At 71.0% G+C, this 25,903-nt stretch carries 23 protein-coding genes; 13 read left to right on the top strand and 10 right to left on the bottom strand.

Annotated features, from left to right (window positions below; all coding sequences use genetic code 11):
- Positions 1-74 precede the first annotated feature (74 nt).
- The 3 genes from AB0C28_RS16430 (at position 75) to AB0C28_RS16420 (ending at position 3,245) form a co-directional block, all read left to right on the top strand.
- Positions 75-1,013, top strand: a complete 939-nt coding sequence (locus tag AB0C28_RS16430; RefSeq protein WP_358075134.1) for a hypothetical protein — start codon at positions 75-77, stop codon at positions 1,011-1,013.
- Positions 1,014-1,164: 151 nt separating this feature from the next.
- A complete protein-coding gene (locus AB0C28_RS16425) occupies positions 1,165-1,767 on the top strand; it encodes a hypothetical protein (RefSeq protein WP_358075131.1) in 603 nt (200 codons plus the stop codon).
- A 146-nt stretch (positions 1,768-1,913) separates the two neighbouring features.
- Entirely contained in the window at positions 1,914-3,245 is a 1,332-nt protein-coding gene (locus AB0C28_RS16420) for a glycoside hydrolase (protein WP_358075128.1), read from the top strand.
- Positions 3,246-3,275: 30 nt separating this feature from the next.
- On the opposite strand, the gene AB0C28_RS16415 is transcribed toward AB0C28_RS16420, so the two are convergent.
- From AB0C28_RS16415 to AB0C28_RS16400, 4 genes are all read right to left on the bottom strand, one after another.
- On the bottom strand, positions 3,276-4,091 hold the full coding sequence (locus AB0C28_RS16415) for a carbohydrate ABC transporter permease (protein ID WP_357836679.1): 816 nt from the start codon (positions 4,089-4,091) through the stop codon (positions 3,276-3,278).
- Positions 4,084-5,043, bottom strand: coding sequence for a sugar ABC transporter permease (locus tag AB0C28_RS16410; protein ID WP_358075125.1), 960 nt, complete (start codon positions 5,041-5,043; stop codon positions 4,084-4,086). The genes AB0C28_RS16415 and AB0C28_RS16410 overlap by 8 nt, the downstream gene beginning before the upstream one ends.
- Before the next feature lies 1 nt (position 5,044).
- Positions 5,045-6,301, bottom strand: a complete 1,257-nt coding sequence (locus AB0C28_RS16405) for a sugar ABC transporter substrate-binding protein (RefSeq protein ID WP_358075122.1) — start codon at positions 6,299-6,301, stop codon at positions 5,045-5,047.
- Positions 6,302-6,372: 71 nt separating this feature from the next.
- Entirely contained in the window at positions 6,373-7,500 is a 1,128-nt protein-coding gene (locus AB0C28_RS16400; RefSeq protein ID WP_357836688.1) for an ROK family protein, read from the bottom strand.
- 76 nt (positions 7,501-7,576) lie between these two features.
- Here AB0C28_RS16400 and AB0C28_RS16395 point away from each other — a divergent pair, with 76 nt between their 5' ends.
- Positions 7,577-8,824 (top strand): Gfo/Idh/MocA family oxidoreductase, encoded by a 1,248-nt coding sequence (locus AB0C28_RS16395; RefSeq protein ID WP_357836691.1) that lies wholly within the window; start codon positions 7,577-7,579, stop codon positions 8,822-8,824.
- Here AB0C28_RS16395 and AB0C28_RS16390 read toward each other — a convergent pair.
- The 3 genes from AB0C28_RS16390 to AB0C28_RS16380 are packed head-to-tail and all read right to left on the bottom strand — an operon-like array spanning position 8,821 to position 12,261.
- Positions 8,821-9,930: a 5-methyltetrahydropteroyltriglutamate--homocysteine S-methyltransferase gene (locus AB0C28_RS16390; protein WP_358075119.1), complete on the bottom strand. Its 1,110-nt coding sequence runs from the start codon at positions 9,928-9,930 to the stop codon at positions 8,821-8,823. The two genes, AB0C28_RS16395 and AB0C28_RS16390, sit on opposite strands and share 4 nt — an antisense overlap.
- Positions 9,931-9,936: 6 nt before the next feature.
- Positions 9,937-11,418, bottom strand: a complete 1,482-nt coding sequence (locus AB0C28_RS16385; RefSeq protein ID WP_357836697.1) for a long-chain fatty acid--CoA ligase — start codon at positions 11,416-11,418, stop codon at positions 9,937-9,939.
- Between the two features lie 51 nt (positions 11,419-11,469).
- A complete protein-coding gene (locus AB0C28_RS16380; RefSeq protein WP_357836700.1) occupies positions 11,470-12,261 on the bottom strand; it encodes a PaaX family transcriptional regulator C-terminal domain-containing protein in 792 nt (263 codons plus the stop codon).
- Between the two features lie 107 nt (positions 12,262-12,368).
- Between AB0C28_RS16380 and AB0C28_RS16375 the strand changes: the two genes are divergently transcribed.
- From AB0C28_RS16375 to AB0C28_RS16355, 5 genes are read left to right on the top strand one after another with little or no spacing between them, the layout of a single operon-like run.
- Entirely contained in the window at positions 12,369-13,562 is a 1,194-nt protein-coding gene (locus AB0C28_RS16375) for an ABC transporter substrate-binding protein (protein WP_357836703.1), read from the top strand.
- A 3-nt stretch (positions 13,563-13,565) separates the two neighbouring features.
- Positions 13,566-14,336 carry an ABC transporter ATP-binding protein gene (locus AB0C28_RS16370; protein ID WP_357836706.1) on the top strand — a complete coding sequence of 257 codons (771 nt, stop codon included), beginning with the start codon at positions 13,566-13,568 and terminating at the stop codon, positions 14,334-14,336.
- Positions 14,333-14,992: an ABC transporter ATP-binding protein gene (locus AB0C28_RS16365; protein ID WP_357836708.1), complete on the top strand. Its 660-nt coding sequence runs from the start codon at positions 14,333-14,335 to the stop codon at positions 14,990-14,992. Before AB0C28_RS16370 ends, AB0C28_RS16365 begins: the two co-directional genes overlap by 4 nt.
- Entirely contained in the window at positions 14,989-15,849 is an 861-nt protein-coding gene (locus AB0C28_RS16360) for a branched-chain amino acid ABC transporter permease (RefSeq protein WP_357836710.1), read from the top strand. The genes AB0C28_RS16365 and AB0C28_RS16360 overlap by 4 nt, the downstream gene beginning before the upstream one ends.
- Positions 15,846-16,814 carry a branched-chain amino acid ABC transporter permease gene (locus tag AB0C28_RS16355; protein WP_358075116.1) on the top strand — a complete coding sequence of 323 codons (969 nt, stop codon included), beginning with the start codon at positions 15,846-15,848 and terminating at the stop codon, positions 16,812-16,814. Before AB0C28_RS16360 ends, AB0C28_RS16355 begins: the two co-directional genes overlap by 4 nt.
- On the opposite strand, the gene AB0C28_RS16350 is transcribed toward AB0C28_RS16355, so the two are convergent.
- Positions 16,753-17,514 (bottom strand): class I SAM-dependent methyltransferase, encoded by a 762-nt coding sequence (locus tag AB0C28_RS16350; protein WP_358075114.1) that lies wholly within the window; start codon positions 17,512-17,514, stop codon positions 16,753-16,755. The two genes, AB0C28_RS16355 and AB0C28_RS16350, sit on opposite strands and share 62 nt — an antisense overlap.
- 178 nt (positions 17,515-17,692) lie before the next feature.
- Between AB0C28_RS16350 and AB0C28_RS16345 the strand changes: the two genes are divergently transcribed.
- On the top strand, positions 17,693-19,045 hold the full coding sequence (locus tag AB0C28_RS16345; RefSeq protein ID WP_358075111.1) for a hypothetical protein: 1,353 nt from the start codon (positions 17,693-17,695) through the stop codon (positions 19,043-19,045).
- A gap of 26 nt (positions 19,046-19,071) precedes the next feature.
- On the opposite strand, the gene AB0C28_RS16340 is transcribed toward AB0C28_RS16345, so the two are convergent.
- On the bottom strand, positions 19,072-19,521 hold the full coding sequence (locus AB0C28_RS16340) for an Lrp/AsnC family transcriptional regulator (protein ID WP_106236084.1): 450 nt from the start codon (positions 19,519-19,521) through the stop codon (positions 19,072-19,074).
- A gap of 172 nt (positions 19,522-19,693) precedes the next feature.
- On the opposite strand from AB0C28_RS16340, the gene AB0C28_RS16335 reads away from it, so the two are divergent.
- From AB0C28_RS16335 to AB0C28_RS16325, 3 genes are all read left to right on the top strand, one after another.
- Entirely contained in the window at positions 19,694-23,044 is a 3,351-nt protein-coding gene (locus AB0C28_RS16335; protein WP_358075108.1) for an indolepyruvate ferredoxin oxidoreductase family protein, read from the top strand.
- 139 nt (positions 23,045-23,183) lie between these two features.
- Complete coding sequence (locus AB0C28_RS16330; RefSeq protein ID WP_358075105.1) at positions 23,184-24,332, top strand: acyl-CoA dehydrogenase family protein; 1,149 nt, start codon at positions 23,184-23,186, stop codon at positions 24,330-24,332.
- Between the two features lie 171 nt (positions 24,333-24,503).
- Positions 24,504-25,151, top strand: a complete 648-nt coding sequence (locus AB0C28_RS16325) for an NYN domain-containing protein (RefSeq protein WP_358075102.1) — start codon at positions 24,504-24,506, stop codon at positions 25,149-25,151.
- Between the two features lie 76 nt (positions 25,152-25,227).
- On the opposite strand, the gene AB0C28_RS16320 is transcribed toward AB0C28_RS16325, so the two are convergent.
- The gene (locus AB0C28_RS16320) at positions 25,228-25,431 is read right to left on the bottom strand and encodes a hypothetical protein (protein WP_357838031.1); all 204 of its coding nucleotides are present in this window, start codon (positions 25,429-25,431) and stop codon (positions 25,228-25,230) included.
- Positions 25,432-25,903: the final 472 nt, after the last annotated feature.

The raw sequence follows: 25,903 nt of genomic DNA, 5'->3' as shown, positions 1-25,903 counted from the left end.
ACCGCCGCGTCCCGGCGGGTTACGCTCCGCTGGCGACCTGTCGGGGGACGAACCGATACCGATGGGGGGCCATCATGACTTACACCCTGATCCGCGGCAGCTTCGTGATCCGGTATCCGGACCGGCCGCGTCAGGGCCCCGAGCCCGACGGCGACACCGTCAAGTTCCTGCCCGACACGCCCGCCCTGGTCGAGGCGCTGCCACGGCGCTCCGGCCGGCCGGCGGCGCTCACCGCGCGCGGTGTCTCCGCGCGGCTGGAGGCGATCGACGCCCTGGAGACGCACTTCGCGGAGAGCCATCAGGAGGAGGACGGCGCCTACGCGGCCCGCGACGAGCTGCTGCGGCTGCTCGGCTTCACGAACGTGACCTTCTGGGAGGACCTGCCCAACCGGGTGCGCTCGGCCGACCAGGACTCCCTGCGCGGCCACGTGCTCTCCAACGGCATCGACGCCAACGGCCGCATGATCGCGTTCTGCTACGCCGGGGACCATCCGGACCCGGACGGGACCAGCGTGTTCGTGGACGTCCCGCTGGCCGATCGTTCCGTGAACGCGCAACTGCTGGCCGCCGGGCACGCCTACCCGGCGTTCTACGCGACGTTGCCCGCGGACCTGCGCACGCACCTCGCGGAGGTGTCACGGACGGCCAGGCGCAAGGGCTCAGGGCTGTGGCCGCGCTCGGACGCCGACCCGGAGGGCGCGGCCACCGTGCGGGACCTGGCGGAGCTGGAACGGCTGGTGATGTGGCCGAAGCTGTTCCGGCGCATCGTGCCGTACCTGGCGGCGGGGTTCGCGACCTTCGACGGCTTCGACGGCTGGCTGCGCGCGGACCCGGTCAACCGGGACGACGAGCTGTTCCTGATCCCGAAGCTGGAGCGGGGCAACCTGCACGACGTCGTCATCGGGGCCGGGGCCGGGATCCAGCTCACGATGTGGCCGGAGGACTTCATCATCAGCCCCGACCCGCCCGCACCAGGCACGCCCGTCACCCCGCCACCGGACGCACTCCCCTGACCAGCACGTCTGTGGCGCCACCGGGCACGCCGCCGCGGCCCGGTCCACTCGTGGCGCCGACGCCGTGGTGCGCCGGTCGCGGGTGCCGGGTTGATCCGGCGCGGGACCCGTCGGAGACTGGGCGTTCCGACAGCCGACCGAAGGAGTCCGTATGTTCTCGCTCGTGCCGCGCTCGGTGTTCAGGCTCGCCGCCGGAGCGGCTGCAGGCTACCTGTTCGCACTCCGGCCCTGGCAGCTGCGCTGGGGCGCCGACGAACGCGAGGTCCACGCGGAGATGCCCGGCGACGACCTGGCCGCCCGCGCGCAGTACCAGGCCACCCGCGCGATCACGGTGGCGGCTCCGCCGGCCGGCGTCTGGCCCTGGCTGATCGAGCTCGGCGGCCATCGCCCCGGCGCCGCACCCGACCGGCCCGCCGCCTCGGCCGGCGCCGCCGGGGAGGAGGCCGCCGGTCAAGGGCTCAAGGTCGGTGACGTGCTGCTCGGCCGGAACGACGGCAGCGCGTTCATCGTGGAGCAGCTCGACCCCCCGCACACGCTCGTCCTGGCCATGCGCGGCGCCGACGCCACCACCACCTGCTCCATCTCCCTGCGCGAGGTGGACGGCGCGACCCGGATGATCTTCCGCACCCGCGTCCGCGCCGAGCCGGGCGTGCGCGGCACCACCTACCTGGCGACGACGGACCTCGGCGACTTCCTCACCACGCGCCGCCAGATGCTGGCCATCAAGGAACGCGCCGAGTCCACGCACCACTAGACGGCGAGTCAGGAAAAGGCCCTCGGGGCGGCCCGGCCGCCAATCCGCACTTGACGGCACTCATTGACGGGGGCGCCTTCGCGAGTTTACGGTTCCGGCGATCGACGAAATCTATCGGTCACGACCCCGAAACTTTCGGAGGCGCCATGTTACGAGGACTCGTCGCCATCTCGCTGCTCGGCCTGCCCGCCGTGCACCCCACACCCCCCGCCGGCCCGCCGGCCATCACCGTGAACGACCGCGTCCGGCACCAGGAGATCGACGGCTTCGGCATCTCCCAGGCCTTCCGCCGCAACGAACTGCTCGCCGCCCTGTCGCCCGCCCAGCAGCGGGAGGTCCTCGACCTGTGGTTCGACCGCACCAAGGGAGCGGGGCTGAGCATCCTGCGGCTCGGCATCGGCTCCTCCCCCGCCGGCAGCCCGTACGACCACATGGTGTCGATCCAGCCCGAGAACCCCGGCGGCCCCGACGCCCCGCCGGAATACGTGTGGGACGGCGACGACAACAGCCAGGTCTGGGTGGCCAAGGAGGCCAAGCGGTACGGCGTCGAACGGTTCTTCGCCGACGCCTGGAGCGCCCCCGGCTACATGAAGGACAACGGCGACGACAAGAACGGCGGCACCCTCCTGCCCGAGTGGCGCCGCGCGTACGCGAACTACCTGGTCGCCTACACGAAGTTCTACCGCCGCGAGGGCATCAAGATCACCGACCTGGGGTTCACGAACGAGCCCGACTGGACGGCCACGTACGCCTCCATGCGCTTCACCCCCGAGCAGGCCGCCGAATTCGTGAAAGTCCTCGGCCCGATCGCCAAGGACGTCAAGCTGACCTGCTGCGACTCCTTCGGCTGGACCGAGTCGAAGGCGTACACGGCGGCGATCGAGGCCGACCCCGAGGCCCGCCGCTGGGTGAAGACGCACACGGGCCACACCTACGCCAGTCCGGTGGACGGCCCGCTGCCGACCACCAGGAAGACCTGGATGTCGGAGTGGAACCCCAACGGCGACACCTGGAACGAGAACTGGGACGACGGCAGCGGCTACGACGGCCTGACCATCGCCCGGGCCGTGCACGACGCGCTCACGCTCGGCCAGGTCAGCGCGTACGTCTACTGGCTGGGCGGCTCGCGCGGCGCGACCAGGGCGCTGCTGCAGCTCGACGACGAGGCCAAGCAGTACCACGTGTCGAAGCGGCTGTGGGCGCTGGCCGGTTACAGCAGGTTCATCCGTCCCGGCGCGGTGCGGCTGGAGGCGTCGGCGGCCGATCCGGCGGTGAAAGTTTCAGCGTTCCGCAACCGTGACGGCTCGCGGGTGGTCGTGGCGCTCAACACCGGCACCGCTCCCGTCACCTGGCAGGGCGTGCGCGGCCGGGCGGCGGCGTACGTGACCGACGAGACCCGCTCGCTCACGCCCGCCCCGGTCAAGGGCCGCACGGTGACGCTGCCACCGCGGGCCCTGACCACGATCGTCACCAGGTGAGGCGCGCGCCCACACCGAGCGGAGCCCGGCTCAGCCCTTGCTGCCGGTGTGGGCGACGCCCTGGATGAACTGCCGTTGCAGGAACACGAAGACGGCGATCACGGGCAGCGAGGCGATCAGCGAGCCGGCCATCAGCACGGGATAGTCGGTCTGGTACTGCCCCTGGAGCGCCGCCAGCCCCGCCGACAGCGTCATCTTCTCCGGATCGGTGTTGACCACCAGCGGCCAGAACAGGTCGTTCCACGCCCACAGCAGGGTCAGAATCCCCAGCGCGATCAGCCCTGGCCGGGCCAGCGGCAGCATGACCGACCAGTAGATGCGCACGGGGCCGGCCCCGTCGAGCCGGGCCGCCTCCTCGATCTCGCGCGGCAGGCCGAGGAAGAACTGCCGCAGCAGGAACACCCCGAACGCGCTGAACAGGCCGGGCACGATGATCGCCTGGAGGCTGTTGAGCCAGCCGAGCGAGGACATGATCTGATATTGCGGGATCACGAACAGCTGCGGCGGCACCATGAGCACCGACAGAAAGACGCCGAACAGCAGGTTCCGGCCGGGAAAGCGCAGCCGGGCGAAGGCGTAGGCGGCCATCGAGCAGAACAGCACCTGCCCGGTCACCCGGCCCGCGGCCATGATCACGGTGTTGAGGAACTGCTCGCCGAACGGCAGCAGATCGAAGACCTTGCCGTAGTTGTCCCAGCGCCCCTCGGGCAGGAACGTCGGCGGCACCGCGGTGGCGCTGCTGAGCGTCTTGAGCGAGGTGATGATCTGCCAGGCGAACGGCGCCACCATCAGTAGCGACGAGATGGTGAGGACGGCGTGCACGCCCAGCGGGCGGCGCTCAGACATAGTGCACCCACTTGCGCTGGAGGCGGAACTGCGCGACCGTCAGCGCCGCGATGAGCACGAGCAGCGCGATCACGATGGCGGCGGCGTAACCGCGGTCGTTCGTGACGAAGGCCCGCTCGTAGAAGAGCTGCACGACGGTCTGCAACCGCGAGTACGCCGGGTTGGCCCGCGCCGACTGGCCTGACCCGGTCATCACGAAGACCAGGTCGAAGAGCTGCAGCGAGCCGATCACGGACACGATCGAGATGAAGAACGCGGTCGGCGACAACATCGGCAGCGTGATCTTGAAGAACTGGCGGACGCGGCCGGCGCCGTCCATGGAGGCGGCCTCGTACAGCTCCTTGGGGATGCCCTGCATGCCGGCCAGGAAGATGATCAGGTTGTAGCCGACGCTGCTCCAGATGCCGACCACGACCAGGGCGTACATGGCGGTGGCCGGGTCGGCGATCCAGTTGGGCCCGTCGATGCCGGCCACCGAGAGCACCTGGTTGACCAGGCCGTAGTCGCCGTTGTAGAGCCAGCGCCAGAGCATCGCGACCGCGACCGGCATGGTGACCACCGGCAGGAAGAACGCCGTGCGGTAGACGCTCACCCCGCGCAGCCCCGGCCGGTTGATCAGCGCGGCGAACACGATGGCGACGGGGATGCCGAGCAGGCCGAGCACGGTGTACATGAGGGTGTTGAGCACCGCCCGGCCGACCTCGGGGTCGGCGAACAGCCGCGTGTAGTTCTCCAGGCCGACCCAGGTGTGCCCGCCGAACGCGCCCCACTCGGTGAAGGAGAAGTAGACGGTCTGCAGGACGGGCCACAGGTAGAAGACGGCCAGGCCGAGGCCGGTGGGGGCGATGAACGCGTACCCCCACAGGGCCTCGGTGCGCGGCCCGCGCCGCTTCGCCGCGTGGGCGGCTCCCGCGGACGAGCGCGGGGGCCGCGTTCCGGCGGTGGTGGTCACGTCACTCCTTGGCCAGCAGGTCGTTCATGCCGGCCGCGAGGTCCGCGGCGGCCTTCTCGACCGGCACCTCGCCGGTCCACGCCTTGGTGAGGTGGGTGAGCTCGGCCTCCTGCCAGGCGGCGGTGTTCTTGGAGACGGGGTACGGCACCGCGTACGAGACCGCGTCGAGGAACGTCTGCAGCTTCCACTCGGGATGGGCGGCCACCCAGTCGTTCTGGGTGTCGTTGTAGGCCGGGATCGGGCCCTTCTTGCCGAGGATGTCGGCGGCCGGCTTGGAGCCGAGGAACTTGACGAACTCCAGCGCCTCGGCCGGGTGCTCGGTCTTGGCCGACACCACGTTGGCGACGCCGTGGATGATCGTGGCCTGCTTCTCGCCCTTGGGCAGCGGGGCGACGTCGACTTTGTCCTTGGTGTAGTCGTTCTTGCCGAACTCGGCCACGTTCCAGGACCCGCCCCAGTACATCGCCAGCTTGCCGGCCTCGAAGAGCTGCAGCGGGGCGGTGTCGGTCATGGTCTTGAGGTCGGGCGACTGCTTGGCGGCGATGAGGTCGGTCCAGAACTTCAGGCCCGCGATCGTCTTGGGGTCGTCGTAGCCGGACTTCTTGCCGTCGGGCGAGATCACGTGGCCGCCGGCCTGGTAGATGGTGTTGTACTGGTATTCCTGGAAGCTGGTCAGCTCGGCCCCGACGGCGTAGACGCCCTTGGCGGGGTCGGTGACCTTGGCCGCGGTCTCCTTGAAGTCGGCCCAGGTCCAGTCGTCGGCCGGATATTTCACCTTGGCCTGGTCGAAGAGCGTCTTGTTGTACCAGACGCCGACGGTGTCCATGTCCTTGGGCAGGCCGTACAGCTTGCCCTCGTAGGTGTAGAGGTCCACCAGCGCCTTGGGGTAGACGGAGGTGTCGACCTGCTCCTCGATCGGCTTGATCACGCCGTTGGAGGCGTAGAGCTGGAAGTTGGGGCCGTTCATCCAGAAGACGTCGGGCGCGGCGCCGCCGGTGACGGCGGCCTTCATCTTCGTCCAGTAGTCGGCCCACGGCGTGAGCTGGACGTTGACGGTGACGTTCGGGTGCGTCTTGGTGAACTCCGCGGTCAGTTCCTGCATGACCGCCTGCTGGGTGGCGTCCCAGACGCCGTAGGACAGCGTCACCTTTTCTCCGGGCTGCGCGTCCGTGCCGCCGGCCTGCTCACCGCCGCCGCAGGCGGAGGCGAGCAGTGCCGCGCAGAGGAGGGCCGCACCGCTCCGTGCCGACTTCCACATCTCCCAGTCCTCTCCTAGAACGTGGGAGTAATGATGGAGTCCAGTGAAATAGTTGGCAAGAGCTGGGCGTGTTACAGATGGCTCACGAGCGGGCTGCGGCCGTCGAGCACCCGGTCCTCGACGTCGTCGAGCGCCAGCCGGACGGCGCCGAGCACCACGGCCTCGTCGCCCAGCGCCGACATGCGCACCTCTGGGGTGCGGATGCACCAGCGGTCGAGCTCCCGCTTGAGCGGCTCGATGAGCACGTCGGCCGAGCGCGAGTAGCCGCCGCCGACCACGACCATCTGCGGATCCAGCGTCAGGACCAGCGCCGACGCCCCGAGCGCGAGGTCCTTGACGTAGCGGCGCACGGCCGCGACCGCCGCCTTGTCGCCCTCCCGCGCGGCGGCGAACACGTCGCCCGCCTCGCCGCTGGCGGCCACCAGGTGCTCCTGGGCGCGGATCCAGCCCAGCACCGGCAGCGCCCCGATCTCGCCGGAGGCGTTGGCGAAGCCCCTGTGCAGCTTGCCGTCGATGATCAGGCCGGCTCCCGTACGCAGCCCGGCCAGCAGGAACACCAGGTCCTTGGCGTAGCGGGCCACGCCGCGCCAGCACTCGGCCAGGGCGGCGAGCTTGCCGTCGTTCTCGACCAGCACCGGGGCGGGGCACATCCGGCGTACGTGGGCGGCCAGGTCGACGCCGGTCCACTCGGGCAGCGCGTCCGACAGCAGCACCCGGCCGGCGCCGTCCACCAGGCCGGTGGTGCCGACGCCCGAGGCCCACACGTCGCCGCCGGTCAGCCCGGCGCCCTCCAGGCACTCGGCGACCGCCCGGTCCACCGCCGCCAGGCGTTCGAGCCGGCCCATCTCGGGCGGCACCGCGACCCGCGCGCTGTGCAGCACCTCGCCGTCGAGGTCGGCGACCACCGCGCGGATCTTGTGCCCGCCGATGTCCACGCCGAGCACCCGGCCCGCCTCGGACCTGAACCGATAGCGCCTGGCCGGGCGGCCGACCCCGCCCGCCGTGGCGCCCGCCTCGGCGACCCAGCCCTTCTGCAGCAGCTCGCGCACCACGTCCTCGGTCGACGCGCGTGACAGCCCCGTGCTCCTGGCCACCTCGGTCAGCGTGAGCGACGAGCTGCCCTGCAACACCTTGATCACGGCCTGCGCGTTGAGCTGCCGCAGCCTGGACAGGTCGCCGCCGGTCACATCCCCGGCCATCGCCCCCCCTTGCTGTCAGCTATCCAGAACCGAATAATGATGGTCTCCATGATATTTGTTCGGGGGGAAGGTTCCAATGACTGAGGTGACTCTAGCCGTCGTCGGCGGCGGCCTGCGAGGGCTGACGTACGCGCGCCGCGCGCACGCGACGGGAGCCGGGCGGGTGGTCGCCGTGGCGGAGCCCGATCCCGTGCGGCGGGCGGCGTTCGCGGCCGAGTTCGGGATAGCGCCCGAGCGGGTGCACGAGGACTGGAAGGACCTGGCGGCGGCCGGCCGGCTGGCGGACGCGGCCGTCATCGCCACCCAGGACCGGATGCACACCGACCCCGCCGTGACGCTGGCCGGCCTCGGTTACCACATCCTCCTGGAGAAGCCGATGGCCACGGAGGAGCCGGAGGCGGCCGCCATCGCCGCGGCGGCCGTGCGCAACGGCATCATGCTGGCGGTCTGCCACGTGCTGCGCTACACGCCGTACACGCGGGTGGTGAAGGACCTGCTGGACGAGGGCCGGATCGGCCGGCTGGTCAGCGTGCAGCACCTGGAGCCGGTCGGCTGGTGGCACCAGGCGCACTCGTTCGTCCGCGGCCACTGGCGGCGCGCGGACACCTCGGCGCCGATGCTGCTGGCCAAGGCCTGCCACGACGTGGACTGGCTGGTGCACCTGTTCGGCCGGCCGCCGGTCCGGGTGTCGTCGTTCGGCTCCCTGTCGCACTTCCGCGCCGAGGAGCGGCCCACCGCCGCGGCCGACCGGTGCCTGGACTGCCCGCTGGAGCCGTCCTGCCCGTACTCGGCGCCGCGGCTCTACCTGGGCTGTCTCGGTGACCCCGAGAGCGAGTTCTGGCCGCTCGGGGCCGTCACGCCGGGGCGCACCGAGGCCGACGTGCTGGAGGCGCTGCGCACCGGCCCGTACGGACGCTGCGTGTACGCCTGCGACAACGACGTGGTCGACCACCAGGAGGTGGTGATGGAGTTCGACGACGGCGGCACGTGCTCGTTCACGATGAGCGCGTTCACCCCGATGGAGCACCGCCGCACCCGCCTGTTCGGCACCCACGGCTACATCGAGGGCGACGGCGGCACCCTGCGGGTCGTGGACTTCCGCACCGGCGAGGAGGAGACCGTCACCGTCGCCGAGGCCGGCGGCCCGTCGGCGGCCGACGGCCACGGGGGCGGCGACGAGGGGCTCACCGACGCCTTCCTCGCCGCCGTCGCCTCGGGCGACGCCACGCTCCTGCGCTCGGACGCGGAGCAGAGCCTGATGACGCACCGCGTCGTCTGGGCCGCCGAACGCGCCCGCCTCAGCGGCACGGTGGTGACGCTCTAAGCGCTGCCCCACACCTCCTGGGCGGTCTCGACGATGAGGCGGAGCTTGGCGAACTGCTCGTCGGCGGTGAGCTCGTTGCCCTCCAGCGTCGAGGAGAACCCGCACTGCGGCGACAGGCAGAGCTGGTCGAGATCGACGAACTTGGCCGCCTCGTCGATCCGCCGCTTGAGCGTGTCCTTCGACTCCAGCTCGCCGCGCTTGGTCGTGACCAGGCCGAGCACGACCATCTTGCCGGGCGGCACGTACCGCAGCGGCTCGAAGCCGCCCGAGCGCTCGTCGTCGAACTCCAGGAAGAACCCGTCCACGTTCAGCTCGCCGAACAGCGCCTCGGCCACGAAGTCGTAGCCGCCGGCGGCGGCCCACGAGGAGCGGAAGTTGCCCCGGCACATGTGCGTGGTGATCGTCATGCCGGCCGGCTTGGCGGCGAGTGCCGCGTTGATCTGCTTGATGTAACGCAGGTGCATGTGCTCGGCGTCGTCGCCGCGCTCGCTCAGCTCCGCGCGCTGCGCCGGGTCGTTCAGATAGGCCAGGCTCGTGTCGTCGAACTGCAGGTACGTGCAGCCCAGCGCGCCGATCCTGCGTACCTGCTCGGCGTAGGCGGCGCTCAGGTCCCGCCAGAACTCCTCCACGTCGGGGTAGACGCCGGGGTCGATGGAGGCGGGGCCGCCGCGGTAGTGCACCATGCTCGGCGACGGGATGGTCAGCTTGGGCGTCACCCCCGGTTCCACCGTGTCGCGCAGGAACGCGAAGTCGTCGGCGAAGATCGGCTCGTTCAGCCGGATCCGGTCGTGCACCCGCAGGGCGGCCGGGGTGAACTCGATGTCGCCCTGCTCGTTGTGGAAGCGCACCGTGATCTGCTCGTCGGCGGCCTGGCCGATGCCGCCGAGCTGGTAGATGAAGTCCATGTGCCAGGAGGCCCGGCGGAACTCCCCGTCGGTGGCGCTCTGCAGGCCCGCCTCACGCTGGCCGCGGACGACCGCCCTGATCGCCTCGTCCTCCACCTCGCGCAGCGCCTCGCCGGTGAGGGTCTGCCGGGCACGCAGCAACTCCGGCGGGCGGAGCAGGCTTCCGACGTGGTCGGCACGGAAGGGCGGTGAGGTACGCATGGGCGATCATCCTCCGTAGAGCTCTCTCAGCGGGGCCTTGAGCAGCTTGCCCGCCGCGTTCTTAGGCAGTTCAGCCACGAATTCAACATATTTCGGGATCTTGTAGCGGGCCAGGCGGCCGTCCAGGTGCTTCAGCAGTTCCTCCGGCGCGGCCGTGGCGCCGGGGCGCGGCACCACGAGCGCCTTGCCCACCTCGCCCCACTTCTGGTCGGGCACCCCGATCACCGCGCACTCGGCCACCGCGGCGTGCTCGTACAGGGCGCCCTCCACCTCGGCGGGGTAGACGTTCTCGCCGCCGGAGATGATCACGTCCTTGATCCGGTCGGAGATACGCACGTAGCCGTCCTCGTCGGCGACGCCGACGTCGCCGGAGCGGAACCAGCCGTCGGCCGACAGCACCTCGGCGCTCGCCTCGGGCCGCCGCCAGTAGCCGGGCATGACGTTGGGGCCCTGCACGTAGAGCTCGCCCGGCTCACCGGGCCTCGCGGGCGAGCCGTCGGGGGCGACCAGCCGCACGTCGGAGAAGAAGTGCGGCACGCCGGCCGTGCCGGCCTTCTCGACGGAACGCTCGGCGCCCAGGAAGAGCGCGCCCGGCGCGGCCTCCGTCATGCCGTAGCCCTGGAGGAACAGCAGCCCGCGCTCCTGGTAGGTCCTGATCAGCGGCTCGGGCACGGGCGCGCCTCCGCACAGCAGGTGCCGCAGGCTCGACAGGTCGGCCTTGTCCCAGCGCGGAGAGCCGGCGAGGAAGCCGAACATCGACGGCACCCCGAACATCACCGTCACCCGTTCGGACTCGATCAGGTCGAACGTGCGCTCCACGTCGAACGACGGCTCCAGGACGACCCGCCCGCCCTTGAGCACGCTCGGCACCAGCGTCTGGGCCAGCGCCGCGATGTGGAACAGCGGCGCGCTGATCAGCACCACCTCGTCGTGCGCCAGCGGCACGTCCACGAGCAGGTTGAAGGTGTTCCAGGTGAGGTTGCCGTGGGTGAGCACGGCGCCCTTGGGATGACCCGTGGTGCCCGAGGTGTACATGATCAGGCACACGTCGTCGTGGCCCACGGGCTCGTCGACGGGCTCGGGCGACCCCGACGCCAGCAGCGCCTCGTAGTCGCCGGCGGTCAGGTGCCGGCCCGGCAGTCCGTCGCCGTCGCGTTCCTCGCCCAGCACGAGGACCGACGGCTCGGCGTCCTGGAGGACGTAGCGCAGCTCGGGCGGGGCCAGCCGGGTGTTGAGCGGCACGAACACGGCCCCCAGCAGCCCCGCCGCGAAGAACGTCTCCACCGCCGAGGGCTGGTTGACGCCGAGGAAGGCGACCCGGTCGCCGCGCCGCACCCCGAAGCTCGCGGCCAGCGCGGAGGCCAGCCGGTTCACGCGTTCGCACAGCTCGCGGTAGGTGTGATCGCGCCCCCGGTACGACAGCGCGACCCGCTCCGGCGTCATACGTGCCCTGCGCGCGGGCCACGACCCCATCCCCTGATTCCGCATCGGCACTCCTCCGCGCTCAAGCCCTCAAGTTAGGCCACTATGCGATCGCTGTCACCGTTCTGCCCAAGTTTCATCGGGCACGGTGTCGAGGAGCCCCGCCACCACCCGCGCCGCCTCCGGCCGGAACCGCTCGTGCAGCGTGTGGCACACCCGCTGCGCCTTCTCGGCCGGCCAGTCGTGCGGCAGGTGCCGCAGCGGCAGCCGCGGATCGGTCCTGATGATCTCCAGCCAGTCGGTGAGCAGCGTCAGCGACCTGGCCAGGTCGTCGGGGGCGTCAGACGCCGGATCGGCCTGGTCCCAGCGGCGCAGGAAGTCGCGGTAGCGGGCGCCCAGCCCGGCCAGGTCGTAGGCGTCGGCGACCAGGGCCTGCATGTCCGTCGGCGAGCGCGGCTCGGCGGAGAAGACCCGGACGTTCGCGCCCAGGTCGTCGATCACGCCGGCCGCGTCCACCTCGCCGGGAGCGATCCACAGCCCGTTCCGCAACGGGCCGAACCCGGCCCAGACCAGCCGGGAGCGCAACTCGTGCCGCTGCCGCTGCCAGGACTCGGGCAGCGAGAAGCCGATCAGCGTCCACCGGTCCTCGTCGGCGTCGTTGACCACACCGCTGTGCCAGATCCGCCGCTCACCGTCCTTGAGCACCTCGGTGCTGGTCGGGGTGAGACCGAAGTACATGCGCCGGCCCGAGCGCTGCCGGCGCAGCAGGCCGCGCCGCACCATCCGGGTCAGCGTCGAGCGGGTGGCCTCCTCCGAGATCCCGACCCTGGCGAACGCCTCGATGAAGCTGCCCGACGAGACACAGACCCCGCGGCCGTATACGTGGTCCCCGAGGAAGGTCAGAATCACCGATTGGGGCCTCATAACAGCTTGTCTCCCGAAATTCGGCACTCTATTGACAGCCGTAATGTACCTGCCTACATTCGGGGCCACATCGCCCGGTCCAGGAGGTCCAGATGCGCAGGCTTCTACCGTCCCTGGCCTGCTTGCTGCTGGCCGTGACCGCGTGTGGCGGAGGCGGAGGCGAGCAGAGCTCCGGCGGCGCCGACCCGATCAAGGTCGGTCTCATCGTCTCCCTGACCGGCAACTACACCCCGCTCGGCAGCGAGGACAAGAAGGCCGTCGAGCTGGCGGTCGAGCAGGTCAACGCCCAAGGCGGGCTGCTGGGCCGCAAGGTCGAACTGGTGACGCGCGACGACAAAACCGCTCCCGACCAGGGCATCGTGGCCTACAACCAGATCAAGGGCGAGATCGACGCGGTGATCGGCCCGGTGTTCTCCAACTCGGCGCTGGCGGTCGAGCCGCTCGCGCAGCGCGACAAGATGCCGTACCTGTCGCTGGCGCCGGCACAGGAGCAGGTCGAGCCGATCAAGTCCTACATCTTCGTCACCCCGGCCCTGTCCAGCATGTACGCCGAGCGCTACCTGCAGTACATCCAGGCCGAGGGCATCAAGACGATCGCGGTCGGCTGGGACTCCAAGAGCGCCTACTCGGTCTCAGGACACAAGGCGATGGTGGCCCTGGCACCCAAGTACGGCGTGACCATCGCCGTGGACGAGCCGTACGAGACCACCACCTCCGACTTCAGCCCCATGTTCACCCACGTGCGCGACTCCAAGGCCGAGGCCCTGGTGTTCTGGGGCTCGGGCGCGCCCGGCGTGACGGCGGCCAAGCAGTACGTGGCCTCGGGGCTGAAGACGCCGCTGTTCCTGACCGCGTCGCAGGCGAGCAAGCTGTGGCTGGAGCCGATGGGCGCCGCGGCCGAGGGCATGACCGTGCAGAGCGCCATCGGCGTGGTGGGCGACCACCTGCCGGAGGGCAAGCAGAAGCAGGTCATCGACCAGATGGCCAAGCCGTACCAGGAGAAACACGGCTATCCGCCCCCGCAGTTCGCCCAGGACGGCTACAGCGCCTCGCTGCTGCTGTTCGAGGCCATCAGGAAGGCGAACAGCACCGACAAGACCAAGATCCAGCAGGCGCTGGAGAGCATGGACCTGATCACGCCCAACGGCCGCTTCCGCTACTCCGCCACCGACCACTCCGGCCTGTCGCCCGAGTACATCTCGGTCAACACGGTGAAGAACGGCCAGTTCGTCCCGACGGAGTGGGCCAAGGAGCAGCTCACCAAGACCGTCAACGCGGCGGGGTGAGGCGTGCCGGACGAAAGCGCGCTCTCGGTCAGTGGGGTCTCCCGGAGCTTCGGGGGCGTCTACGCCGTCCGCGACGTCTCACTGAGCGTCGCGGACGGCGAAGTCTGCGGGGTGATCGGCCCGAACGGGGCCGGGAAGTCCACCCTGTTCAACCTGATCACCGGGCATCTGGCGGCCGACCACGGCCGGATCACGTTCCTCGGGCACCGGGTGGAACGGCTCGCGCCGCACCGGCGGGCCCGCCTCGGCATGTCGATCGTCTTCCAGGCGGCCCGCGTGTTCCGCGGCATGACGGTCAGGGAGAACGTCATGGTGGGCTCGCACGGGCGCACCACGGCCGGGTTCGTCTCCGCCGCGCTGCGGCTGCCGCGCCACCGGCGCGACGAGCGCGAGATCGCCGCCGAGGCCGACGTCGCGCTCGAACGCGTGGGGCTGGCCGAATGGGCGGACCGGCCCGCCGACCGGCTCCCGATCGGCCAGCAGCGGGCCCTGCAACTGGCCCGCGCCCTGTGCGCGCGGCCCCGCCTGCTGCTGCTCGACGAGCCCGCCTCCGGGCTGCGCGGCGAGGAACGCGAACGGCTGGCGACGCTGGTGGAGGAGCTGCGGGCGAGCGGGCTGACGATCCTGCTGGTCGAGCACGACGTGGCGTTCGTGACCCGGCTCGCCGACCGCGTCGTGGTGCTCGACCTGGGCCAGGTGATCGCCGACGGCCCGCCCGCCGAGATCCGCGCCGATCCGCTGGTGCTGGCCGCCTACCTCGGACAGGCCTCATGATCGAGGTCCAGGACCTGGTGGTCTCGTACGGCACCGCGACCGCGCTCGACCACCTCACGCTCACGGTCGGCGACGGCGAGATGGTGGCCCTGCTCGGCCCGAACGGCGCCGGCAAGTCCACCCTGGCCAACACGCTGGCCGGCCTGATCGCCCCCGCGTCGGGCATGGTGCGGATCGGCGGGCGGCTCGCGCTCATCCCCGAGGGCCGCCAGCTCTTCCCCGACCTGTCCGTCGCCGACAACCTCGCCCTCGGCGGCTGGCGTTCGGGCCTGCGCGACCCCTCCCACGTCTACGAGCTGCTGCCCCGGCTGGCCGAGCTGGCGGGGCGGCGGGCGGGCGTGCTGTCCGGCGGCGAGCAGCAGATGGTGGCGTTCGGGCGGGCGATGATGTCGCGCCCGGAGGCGCTGGTGGTGGACGAGCTGTCGCTCGGGCTCGCCCCCAACGTCACCGCCGACCTGGCCGCGCACCTGGCCGAGCTGAACCGGACGCAGGGGCTGACGGTGCTGCTCATCGAGCAGAACGCGCGGCTGGCGTTCGAGCTGTGCTCGCGGGCGTACGTGCTGGAGTCCGGGCGGCTGGTGACCGAGGGGGCCTGCGCCGAACTGGCCGGGGACCCGCGGGTGGCGGCCGCCTACCTGGGCGGTGCCGTCACATGAGCGCGTTCCTGAGCTATCTGCTGAACGGTCTGGCGGTCGGCTGCGCCATCGCCCTCATCGCCAGCGGCCTGGTCACCATCCACCGCGTCACGGGCGTGGTGAACTTCGCCCAGGGCACGTTCGCCGTCGTCGCGGGCCTGTGCACCTCCTCCCTGCTCGGGCTCGGCTTCCCGCACGGGCTGAGCGAGCTGGCCGCCGTGCTCGCGGCGGCGGTGGCGGGCCTGCTGACCGGGCTGGCCGCCATCGGCAAGCCCGGCACCACGCCGCTCGCCTCACTGATCGTCACGCTCGGGGTGGGCGTGCTCGCGTACGCCGTGGAGATCGTCCTGTGGGGCGACCAGCCGCGCTCGGCCCCCGGGCTGGCCGGCTCGGTGACCGTCGCGGGGGCCCACATCCAGACCCAGCACCTGCTCGTCATCGGCGTCACGGCGGCCACGTTCGTGCTGCTCGCGCTCTTCTTCGGCCGCACCTACCTGGGCAAGGCGCTGACCGCCTGCGCCTCCAACCCCTACGCCGCCCGCGTCGTCGGCATCGACGTCCGCAAGATGGGGCTGCTGGCGTTCGCGCTCGGCGGGCTGCTCGGCGGCATCGCCGGGGTGCTGGTGACGCCGCTGCGGCCGATCTCGTTCGACACGGACGTGACGCTCATCGTCAACGGCTTCGCCGCCGCCGTCTTCGGCGCGCTCACCCGGCCGGTGATCGCGCTCTTCGGCGCACTGCTGCTCGGCGTGGCCGAGACCATGGCCGCCGGGTACGGCTACGGCTCCCACCAGCTGGAGGTGGCCCTCGGCTTGATGATCATCGTCATGATCGTGCAGGCCGGTCGCCGCTCCGCCATCTCGGAGGAGACGGTATGACCAGGTATGTCAGACCGGCCGCCGTCGTCCTGGTCGCCGCCGTGACCCTCGTGCTCCCCGCGACGCTCGACGACAGCGCGCTGGCCGTCTACATCCTGCTCGGCCTGGCCGCCATCGTCACGGCCGGGGTCTCCCTGCTCATGGGGTACGCCGGCCAGGTCTCCCTCGGGCAGGGCGCCTTCTACGCCATCGGCGCCTACACCGCCGCGCTGCTGTCGCTGGGCGGCGTGCCCCCACTCGTCGGTCTGCTCGCCGCCCCCGTGGCCGCGGCCGTCTTCGCCCTCGTCATCGGCACGCCGCTGCTCCGCCTGCGCGGCCACCACCTGGCCTTCGCCACGCTCGCCATGCAGCTCATCCTGCTGTCGCTGGCCGGGCAGCTGGAGTTCACCGGCGGGGACATCGGGCTGCAGGCGATCCCGCAGTTCGGCGTGGGCTCGTTCGAGGCCGACGGGGCGGCGGCGTACGCGTACCTGACCTGGGGCGGGCTGGCGCTGGTCATGCTGATCACGCACAACGTGATCTCCTCCCGCCCCGGCCGCGCGCTGCGCGCGCTGGCCACCAGCGAGACGGCCGCCGCCTCCTCGGGCATCCCGGTGGGCCGCTACAAGCTGGTGGTCTTCGCCCTGTCGGCCACCTTCGCCGGACTCGCCGGGGGCATCTACTGCTTCTACACCGGGTACGTCGCGCCCGGGTCCTTCCCCGTGCTCATCTCCATCCAGTACATCGTGATGGCGGTGGTCGGCGGGCTGGGGACGATCTGGGGCGCCGTCGTCGGGGCCACCGCGATCACGCTGCTGGTGCAGGGGCTGGACCGGCTGGCCTCGCTGCCGGGGATGCCGACGTACGCGCCGAGCGTGCTGTCGTACGCGGTGTATGCGCTGGTGCTCATCGTGGTGGTGCTCTTCATGCCACGCGGCCTGGTGCCGGCCCTGTCACGCCGTCCGGACCGGAAACCGCGCCGCTGACGCATCTCATGACAAGGAAGACGGGGTGCCTGGCCGCCTCCGGCCGGCGCGCCGCCCAGACCGGGTCCGGCTCGGGCTCGGCCAGCTCGTCCAGCCACAGCTCGTGACGGCGGAACGTGTTGACGTACGTCGCCAGCGTCCGGTGGTTGGCGCCCACCTGGCGGCGCAGCGACGAAAGCTCGCCGTCGGCCCGCCACCAGCCCTCGGCCCGGTAGCTCGCGTGGGCGGGCCAGGAGCCCGAGACGCCGGGGCCGCCCGGGAAGCACGGGTGCAGGATCGAGCAGACGAAGAGCCCTCCCGGGCGCAGCGCGGCAGCGGCGGTGGCGACCGCGCCGTCCAGGTCGTCGATGTCGGACAGGCCGAAAGCGCACACCACCGCGTCGAACGTGCCCAGCTCGCGCAGCCTCCCCTCGGCTGTGACGTCGGCGTGCAGGTAACGCACGCCCAGCGGGGCCGCGTGCTCGGCGGCCTCGGCCTTGCCGATCAGGGCGGCCGAGATGTCGGCCCCCACGACCTCGGCGCCCCTGCGGGCCAGCTCGCGGCTGATCCGGCCGTGCCCGCAGGCGAGCTCCAGCACGCGGCGGCCCGCGATCGGCTCCAGGAGGGCGAGCAGGCGCAGTGAGGCCGGGTCGTCGATGGTGTCGCTCCAGCCGGACGCGTAGAAGTCGGCGATCTCGTCGTAGCGCGCGACACCCTCCATGGCTCTCACGGTACGCGTGCCGTGCCCGGCCGGAGGAGAGCTGTTCGTCCAGCGCTGAACCCGGCGGGCAAAGATCACGTCATGGAGGCGCATGATTGCGGTCTGACCGGCCTTTTCGCCCGTCCAGAGGGAGGAGGATCGGCCCCGGGCCGAGCACGTACGACGTCGGGGGTAGGACATGGGCACGCCCAGATTCGGGGCGATCACCGCACTGGCCGCGCTGGCCGCCACTTTCTGGCCGGCCCCGGTCACAGCGGTGGCCCCACGGCCACCCGCCCCCGTCGCCGACGACTCCCGGCTGCTCTGGCCCTCCGTCCGCGATCCGCGCGAGCCTGGGCCGCCCTCCATCCGCGAGCCGCGCCAACCTGGGCCGCCCTCAGCCCGTGACTCGCGGCGTCCCGGGCGGCCGGGCGGTGAGGCGGGGAACTCCGGGCGTTCGGCCGCCGACCTGGCCGTGCCCCCGCCGCCGCCGGACAGGAACGCCATCCTGCGCGTCACCGACGTCCTCACCCCCGACCCCCTGATCGCCGGCGCGAGCGCCGTCTACGCCGTGACCGTGGCGAACAGCGGTGACCGGGACGCCGACGACGTCCTCGTCACCGGTCTGCTCGACCAGGACCTCGCCCTCGGCCTGCTCCCCGCCGACTGCTCCGCGACCGGGCACACCGTCGTCTGCGGCGGCTCCGGCCTGACGATCGCGCCGAGCCGCGAGATCACGTACGAGATCCCGGTCACGACCGGCCCCGAGCTCCCCGACGGCACGAACCTCACCAACCGCGCCTACGTCACCTCCCCGAACGCGACCGCCGACGAGGCGCAGCTCATCGTCCGGGCCCGGTCCGTGGCCGACGTCGAGATCGTCAAGCACGCCCCGGCCACGGCCCCCGCCGGCAACCATGTCGCCTACCGGCTGACGGTCGTCAACCACGGCCCTTCGCAGGCGGTGGACGTCACCGTGCAGGATCATCCCGGCGGCGACGGCTCCACGATCGCGGAGCGGCCCGCCGAATGCCCCGCCACGGGGCCGGCCCTCATCTGTCCTCTCGGCGAGCTGGCCCCGAACGAGCGCAGGACGTTCACGTACACCGTCATTCCGGGTGTCTCCGGACTGATCGAGAGCTGCGCCACCGTGCACACCGGCGGGCGCGAGGAGAACACGGCGGACAACCGTTCCTGCGCCGGCACCACCGTCATCAGCACCGCGCCGTCACCGGACCCCACACCCACCACCGACGGGGTCGCGGAGGAGGAGACGGGTGACGGGGCGGCGCGCAGCCGCGAGCACCATGATCGCGAGGAGCACAAGCAGGCCGGGCCGATCGGGTCCGAGATCGCCGACGGCCAGGGCGAGCCGATGGCCCCCGCCGCCGGTGCCGAGGTGCCGGCCCCCGCGCACCACCGGACCCAGTCCCTCCCCCTGACCGGCGCGTCGCTCTGGATGCTCGGCCTGGGCGTCGCCGTGCTGCTCGCGATCGGCCTGCTCGTACGCTCGTTCTCCCGCCGCGACCCACGCCCCGGGCGAACCCGCTGACCTGCTCAGGGCACCTCCCGGAGCCCTCAGGGGACCGGCGCGTCCCTGGTCCACGAACCGAGCACCAGCAGCGTCTTCGTCCCCGTGACGTCCCCCGCCCGGCGCAGCCGGTCGATGACCTTCTGCAGGTGCCCCAGGTCCCGCACCCGTACGTGGATCAGCGCGTCCGGATCACCGGCGATGGTGAAGACGGCCTGCACCTCGGCCACGTCCGCCGCGGTGCGGATGATCTCGCTGACCGGCGTCGTGCCCGGATAGCGCAGCTCGGTGAACGCCTCGATCCCCCACCCGAGCTTGGCGTAGTCGATCTGCACCGAGAAGCCGGTGATCACCCCGAGCTCGCGCAGCCGGTCCACCCGCCGCTTGACCGCCGCCACCGACAGCCCGATCCGCTCGGCCATCTCGGAGAACGTCCTGCGCCCGTCCTCCCGCAGCAGCCGCAGCACATGGTGATCGATCTCGTCGATCTCAGGCACGGAGAACGCCTCCTTCGGGCGCAAACAAATCGAGCCGGACACCCCGTCAACTCATATTGTTTGCGTCTTCGACCCACTTTCCCATCTAATACTTGCGCACATCCTGCCCGGGTTGCTGTGCTGAGAATCTCACGTAAGCGCCCAGCACGTACGACAGCCAGGAGGTTCGAGCGTGAGCGAGACTCCCGCCCCCGTATCGCTCGACGACAAGTACACCTCGTCCGACGGCCGGGTGCTCATTTCCGGCATCCAGGCCCTGGTCCGCCTGACGCTGGAGCAGCGCCGCCTCGACGAGGCCCGCGGGCTGGACACCCGGGCGTTCGTCTCCGGCTACCAGGGCTCGCCGCTGGCGGGCGTCGACCTGGAGATGGGCCGGGCGAAGCCGTACCTGGACGAGGCGGGCGTGGTGTTCCAGGCCGGGCTGAACGAGGAGCTGGCCGCCACGGCGGTGGCCGGCACCCAGCTGCTCGGCCAGGTCCCCGGCCGCAGGCACCAGGGCGTCACCGGCTTCTGGTACGGCAAGAACCCCGGCCTCGACCGCGCCGCCGACGCGATCAGGCACGCCAACGTGGCCGGCACCGCACCGCTCGGCGGCGCGGTGGCCTGGATCGGCGACGACCCCGGCTGCAAGTCCTCCACGCTGCCCAGCTCGTGCGAGCCGATGTGCCAGAGCCTGTCGCTGCCGCTGCTGGCGCCCTCATCGGTGGCCGAGATCATCGAGTACGGGCTGCACGCGGTGGCCATGTCGCGGGCCACCGGCCTGTGGGTGGGCCTGAAGATCGTCGCGGACATCGCCGACGCCTCGGCCACCGTCGACCTCGGCCCGCTGCGCGCGGGCGTCCCCGTCCCCGGGCAGGAGTCCAGGGGTCCCTCCCCCATCCTGCTCGGCGCCGCCGCCCTGGACGCCGAGCACGACCTGCTCACCCGCCGCCTCGACCTGGCCCGCGCCTACGCCCGTGCGCACGGCCTCAACCGGATCATGTCCGGCGCCGGCAACACCACCCTCGGTGTCCTGGCCTCGGGCGCCACGTACGCGATCGTCGAGCGGGCGCTGTCCGACCTCGGCCTCGACGAGGCGGCCCGCGACGAGCTGGGCCTGCGCCTGATCAGGCTGGCGATGCCGTTCCCGGTCGACGCCGGCGAGCTGGCCGCCATGACCTCCGGCCTGGACAAGGTGCTGGTGGTCGAGGACAAGGTGCCGTTCCTGGAAGGGCACCTGAAGCAGGCCCTTTACGGCGGCGAGCGCGTCCCCGCCGTCGTGGGCCGCGAGCTGCTGACCGCCAGAGGCACGCTCAGCGCCGAGGACGTGGCCAAGGCCATCGCCACCTGCCTCGGTCTCACCCCGCCGCGCCGGGAACGCCGGCGCGGCCTGCTGCCGGTGGTCGCCGCCCGCACCCCGTACTTCTGCTCCGGCTGCCCGCACAACACCTCCACCCGCACCGCGGACGACACGCTGGTCGGCGTCGGCATCGGCTGCCACGCGATGATCGCGCTGGACGGGCACGGGCGCGGCACCCAGGTCGGCATCACCCAGATGGGCGGCGAGGGAGCCCAGTGGATCGGGCTGGCGCCGTTCACCGAGGACCGGCATTTCGTGCAGAACATCGGCGACGGCACCTACCACCACTCCGGCTCCCTGGCGATCAGGGCCGCCGTCGCGGCGGGGGTGACGATGACGTACAAACTGCTCTACAACGACGCCGTGGCCATGACGGGCGGGCAGCGCGCCGAGGGGCGGCTGGACGTGCCCGCGCTCGCCGAGGAGCTGGCCGTCGAGGGCGTCCGCAAGATCGTGATCACCACGCCTGAGCCGGAGACGTACCGCGGGGTGCGGCTGGCGCCGATCGCCTCCGTACGGCACCGCGACGACCTGCCCGAGGTCGAGAAGGAGCTGGCCGCGGCCGGCGGCGTGACCGTGCTCATCCACGACGATCGCTGCGCCGCGGAGGAGCGGCGGCTGCGCAAGCGCGGCAAGGCGCCCGTTCCCACCGAGAAGGTGCTGATCAACGAGCGGGTCTGTGAGGGCTGCGGCGACTGCGGGGACGTCTCGACGTGCCTGTCCGTGCAGCCGGTCGAGACCGAGTACGGCCGCAAGACCCGCATTCACCAGGCGTCCTGCAACACGGATTTGAGCTGTCTCAAGGGCGACTGCCCTTCGTTCCTCCTGATCGAACCGGGCACCAGCAAGCCGCGGCCGACCCCGCCTCCCCTCACCGTCCAGCTCACCGACCCCGCGACCCAGCATGGGGACGAGGTACTGGTCAGAATGCCCGGCATCGGCGGCACCGGCGTCGTCACCGTCTCCCAGATCCTGCAGATGGCCGCCCACCTCGACGGCCTCCATGCCGCCGGGATCGAACAGACCGGCCTCGCGCAGAAGGGCGGTCCCGTGGTCAGCGACGTACGCATCTCCAAGGATCCGATCTCCGGCTCCGTACGCGCCTCGCAGGGCGGCGTCGACGTCATCATCGGCTTCGACGTGCTCGGCGCGGCCGCCGACGCCACCCTCGCCGTGGCCTCCCCCGAACGCACCGTCGCCGTGCTCAACACCGCCGTCGTCCCCACCGCCGCCATGGTGACCGGCCGCGTGCCGGTGCCGGGACACGCCGACGCGGTCACGCGGGTGGCCTCGGCCACCAAGGAACAGGTCTGCGTGGACGCTCACGCCCTGTCCGAGGCGCTGTTCGGTGACCACATGCCGGCCAACCTGCTGCTGCTCGGGGCCGCGTACCAGCGTGGCTGCCTGCCGGTCGGTGCCGATGCGATCGAGCGCGCCATCACCCTCAACCGGGCCTCCGTCGAGCAGAACCTGGCCGCCTTCCGCTGGGGGCGGGCCGCCGTGGCCGACTCGGAGGCCGTCCGCCGGGCGGCGCTGCCCGGCTCGGAGCCGGAGGCGCCCCAGAAGCTGGAAGAGCTCGTGGCCACCCGGGTCGCCGACCTGACGGGCTACCAGAACGCGACCTACGCCCGTACGTACGCCGACGACGTCCGCCACGTGACGGCGCTGGCCGTCGAACGCGCGGGCGCCGAGCCCGGCGCCGCCATCGCCACCGCCTACGCCCGCGGCCTGCACAAACTGATGGCCTACAAGGACGAGTACGAGGTCGCCCGCCTCCACCTCGACCCCGCCGAGGTCGCGCGGCGCGAGCGCGAGTTCGGCGCGGACGCCGTCGTGTCGGTGCTGCTGCACCCGCCGGTGCTGCGCGCGATGGGCATGAAGCGCAAGATCCGCCTGCGCCGCTCGGCCGGCGTCCTGTTCCGCGGCCTGCGCGCCGCCCGCGTCCTGCGCGGAACCGCGTTCGACGTCTTCGGCCGCGCGGAGGTGCGGCGGGTCGAACGCGAACTGGTCACCGAGTACCGCGAACTGGTCCACACCGCCTTGACCCGCCTCAACCCCGGCAACGCGGTGGCGGTCGAGGAACTCGCGGGGCTGCCGGAGCTGATCCGGGGGTACGAGGACATCAAGCTCGCCCGCGTCGCGGAGTTCCGCGACCGCGCCAAGAAGACCCTGGAAACCCTGTAGCCCCGCCGGCGGACCGACGGAGCACAGCCGAGGCCCTCCACCGCACCGACCAGAACAGCTAACCTCCACCCATCAGCCCAGAACACTCGACGTACTACCCCACAAGAGTTGACCTCGACCGCCACCAGGAGCTCGAACCGTGACATCTGCCCCAGTTGACCGGCTGCTACCCGACCAGGACTCCCGCGACCTCATCGAGCTCACCAGGGAGATCGCCGACAAGGAGCTGGCGCGCCGGGTGGACGAGCACGAGCGGGCGGAGACGTACCCCGAGGGCCTGTTCGCCACGCTGGGCGCGGCGGGCCTGCTCGGCCTGCCCTACCCGGAGGAGCACGGCGGGGGCGGGCAGCCGTACGAGGTGTACCTCCAGGTCATCGAGGAGCTGGCGATGCGCTGGGCCGCCGTCGCGGTGGCGACCAGCGTGCACACGCTGGCCTGCTTCCCGGTGGCGACGTACGGGACGCCCGAGCAGCAGGAGCGGTGGCTGCCCGACCTCCTGGCCGGCCGCCTCATCGGCGGCTACAGCCTCTCGGAGCCTCAGGCCGGCTCCGACGCCGGCGCGCTGACCTGCAAGGCGGAACGGGTCGAGAGCGGCTACCGGATCACCGGCAACAAGGCGTGGATCACCCATGGGGGCATCGCCGACTTCTACGCCCTGTTCGCGCGGACGGGCGAGGGCTCCCGCGGCATCTCCTGCTTCCTCGCCCCGGGTGCCGCCGACGGCCTGACGTTCGGCCGCCCGGAGGAGAAGATGGGCCTGCACGCCATCCCCACGACCAGCGCCCACTGGGGCGGGGCGATCCTGGACGCCGACCGCCTGATCGGCGAGGAGGGCCAGGGCCTGCAGATCGCCTTCAGCGCCCTCGACTCGGGCCGCCTCGGCATCGCCGCCTGCGCGACCGGCCTGGCCCAGGCGGCCCTGGACGAGGCGGTGGCGTACGCGAAGGAACGCCAGACGTTCGGCAAGAAGATCATCGACCACCAGGGTCTCGGCTTCCTTCTGGCCGACATGGCCGCGGGGGTGGACACCTCCCGCGCCACCTACTTGGACGCCGCCCGCCGCCGCGACGCCGGCCTCCCGTACAGCCGCCAAGCCAGCGTCGCGAAACTGGTGGCCACGGACACGGCGATGAAGGTGACAACGGACGCGGTGCAGGTGCTGGGCGGGTACGGGTACACGCGGGAGTTCCGGGTGGAGCGCTACATGCGCGAGGCCAAGATCATGCAGATCTTCGAGGGCACCAACCAGATCCAGCGCCTGGTGATCAGCAGACACCTGGCCAAGTAGCCACTGACCCAGCGGCCCCGAAACCGACACGACACCACGAACAATCGCATACGGTGCGTATACCTTTAGCTTACAGATCGTGACCGTTCGCGGTAGAATGAAGACTCGACCATGCCCCCACATCGCCATTCAGGTTGGCGGGGTCCTGGGCGGCGAGGTATCCTGTGGTCATTGCTCCCCGCCGTCCTCCGGGATTGGCGGGGCTTTTTCATGCCGGGAGGCGTGATGACAGACCGCGTTGTGGTCTTCTTGGACTATCAAAACGTCCATCTTGGAGCGCATGAGTGCTTCGGCGCAGGCCTTGAACCGTACACGACCTTGGTCCACCCACTGTCTGTGGCCGAACGGATCGTCGCCAAGAGGAAGCACGGCGGAACCCTCCAAGAAGTGAAGGTGTTCCGGGGACAGCCGAACCCTCAGCATGAGCCGACGCTTGCCGCCGCCAACGATGCCCAGAGCGCGGCCTGGAGCCGCGATCCACGTGTCACGATGGTGCGTCGCCCGTTGAACTATCGGGGATGGCCCAGCGAGAGGCCGCGTGAGAAGGGCGTGGACGTCGCCCTAGCCATCTCACTTGTTGAGACTGCCCTGCTTGCCCAGTATGACGCCGCGGTGGTCTTCACTAACGACACAGACCTGCTTCCGGCTATCGAGATGGCTTTCCGCAGGACACGGCCGATGATCGAAATCGCAGCCTGGGTCGGGAAGAAGCCCTTGTGGTTCCCTGAGGAACGGAAGATGAAGCGCTATCTGCCCTTCTGCCACTTCCTGTCTGAGGTCGACTTCGAGGACGTACGCGATCGCGCTACGTACATCTAGCATCCATCCTGAACCGTCGACCTGGTGATCGCTTGCCACTGATCACCAGGTCGACTGCTTTTGGGAAGCCGTGCGATCAGGCGTCTGTCAGCCGTCGCCGTTCGCCGTGCCGCAGTTGCTCGCCCAGTGCCCGCAGATTGGTCAGCCCGCCCTCCGCCGGCTCGCTCGCGGCCACTTCGTCGTCGGCCACGGTCAACTCGAACTCGGCGTCGATCCCGGAGAGGTCCACATCCAGCATGGTGACCACCAGGTCGCGCGCCATCTCCTCGGCCTGCTCCAAGTGCTTCACCTGGGTGTGATGACTCCGCCTGAGGCCGGGTCCGGAGACGGTCAAAGGGTGGCGCTGCCGGTGTATTCGGGGAGTTCGGCACCAGGATGGCGATGTCGGGGGCGGTGGCGTCGCGGCGGCGGTGGATTTCGGCGATCTTGGTGCCGATCTCCGGGTCCGGGTCGTCGGTGATGTCGAACGAGGCGAATCTGTCGACCAGTGCAGCCCGTTGCGGTCCACCTCGAGGTGGACGGGGTGGCCCATCATCTCCGCGTAACCTTCCAGGTCCTCGATCACGGAGATGGAATCGCCACTCCGCGCGACGGCTTGGGGCGACCGTCCGCCCTGGGGTGCGCCCCTCCGTTGCCCATCTTTCGACCTCCTCCATCTAGAGCAGTGCTCCGTTTAGTTATAATCTCTAACTTAACTGAGCATCTATCACGACCGCGCGCTCTGTCAAGAGATGCTTGAAGTGCTTGGCGTT

This window comes from Nonomuraea sp. NPDC048892 (assembly GCF_040649735.1).
GTDB classification, from domain to species: Bacteria; Actinomycetota; Actinomycetes; order Streptosporangiales; family Streptosporangiaceae; genus Nonomuraea; species Nonomuraea maheshkhaliensis.
The sequence above is the reverse complement of the archived record's forward strand: the minus strand, read 5'-3'. Positions and strand labels throughout refer to the sequence as shown.

Excerpts from the sequence above, each read along its gene's own strand:
- AB0C28_RS16430 (WP_358075134.1), top strand. The coding sequence starts at position 75 with ATGACTTACACCCTGATCCGCGGCAGCTTCGTGATCCGGTATCCGGAC.
- AB0C28_RS16425 (WP_358075131.1), top strand. The coding sequence starts at position 1,165 with ATGTTCTCGCTCGTGCCGCGCTCGGTGTTCAGGCTCGCCGCCGGAGCG.
- AB0C28_RS16420 (WP_358075128.1), top strand. The coding sequence starts at position 1,914 with ATGTTACGAGGACTCGTCGCCATCTCGCTGCTCGGCCTGCCCGCCGTG.
- AB0C28_RS16415 (WP_357836679.1), bottom strand. The coding sequence starts at position 4,091 with ATGTCTGAGCGCCGCCCGCTGGGCGTGCACGCCGTCCTCACCATCTCG.
- AB0C28_RS16405 (WP_358075122.1), bottom strand. The coding sequence starts at position 6,301 with ATGTGGAAGTCGGCACGGAGCGGTGCGGCCCTCCTCTGCGCGGCACTG.
- AB0C28_RS16400 (WP_357836688.1), bottom strand. The coding sequence starts at position 7,500 with ATGGCCGGGGATGTGACCGGCGGCGACCTGTCCAGGCTGCGGCAGCTC.
- AB0C28_RS16395 (WP_357836691.1), top strand. The coding sequence starts at position 7,577 with ATGACTGAGGTGACTCTAGCCGTCGTCGGCGGCGGCCTGCGAGGGCTG.
- AB0C28_RS16390 (WP_358075119.1), bottom strand. The coding sequence starts at position 9,930 with ATGCGTACCTCACCGCCCTTCCGTGCCGACCACGTCGGAAGCCTGCTC.
- AB0C28_RS16385 (WP_357836697.1), bottom strand. The coding sequence starts at position 11,418 with ATGCGGAATCAGGGGATGGGGTCGTGGCCCGCGCGCAGGGCACGTATG.
- AB0C28_RS16375 (WP_357836703.1), top strand. The coding sequence starts at position 12,369 with ATGCGCAGGCTTCTACCGTCCCTGGCCTGCTTGCTGCTGGCCGTGACC.
- AB0C28_RS16365 (WP_357836708.1), top strand. The coding sequence starts at position 14,333 with ATGATCGAGGTCCAGGACCTGGTGGTCTCGTACGGCACCGCGACCGCG.
- AB0C28_RS16360 (WP_357836710.1), top strand. The coding sequence starts at position 14,989 with ATGAGCGCGTTCCTGAGCTATCTGCTGAACGGTCTGGCGGTCGGCTGC.
- AB0C28_RS16355 (WP_358075116.1), top strand. The coding sequence starts at position 15,846 with ATGACCAGGTATGTCAGACCGGCCGCCGTCGTCCTGGTCGCCGCCGTG.
- AB0C28_RS16350 (WP_358075114.1), bottom strand. The coding sequence starts at position 17,514 with ATGGAGGGTGTCGCGCGCTACGACGAGATCGCCGACTTCTACGCGTCC.
- AB0C28_RS16345 (WP_358075111.1), top strand. The coding sequence starts at position 17,693 with ATGGGCACGCCCAGATTCGGGGCGATCACCGCACTGGCCGCGCTGGCC.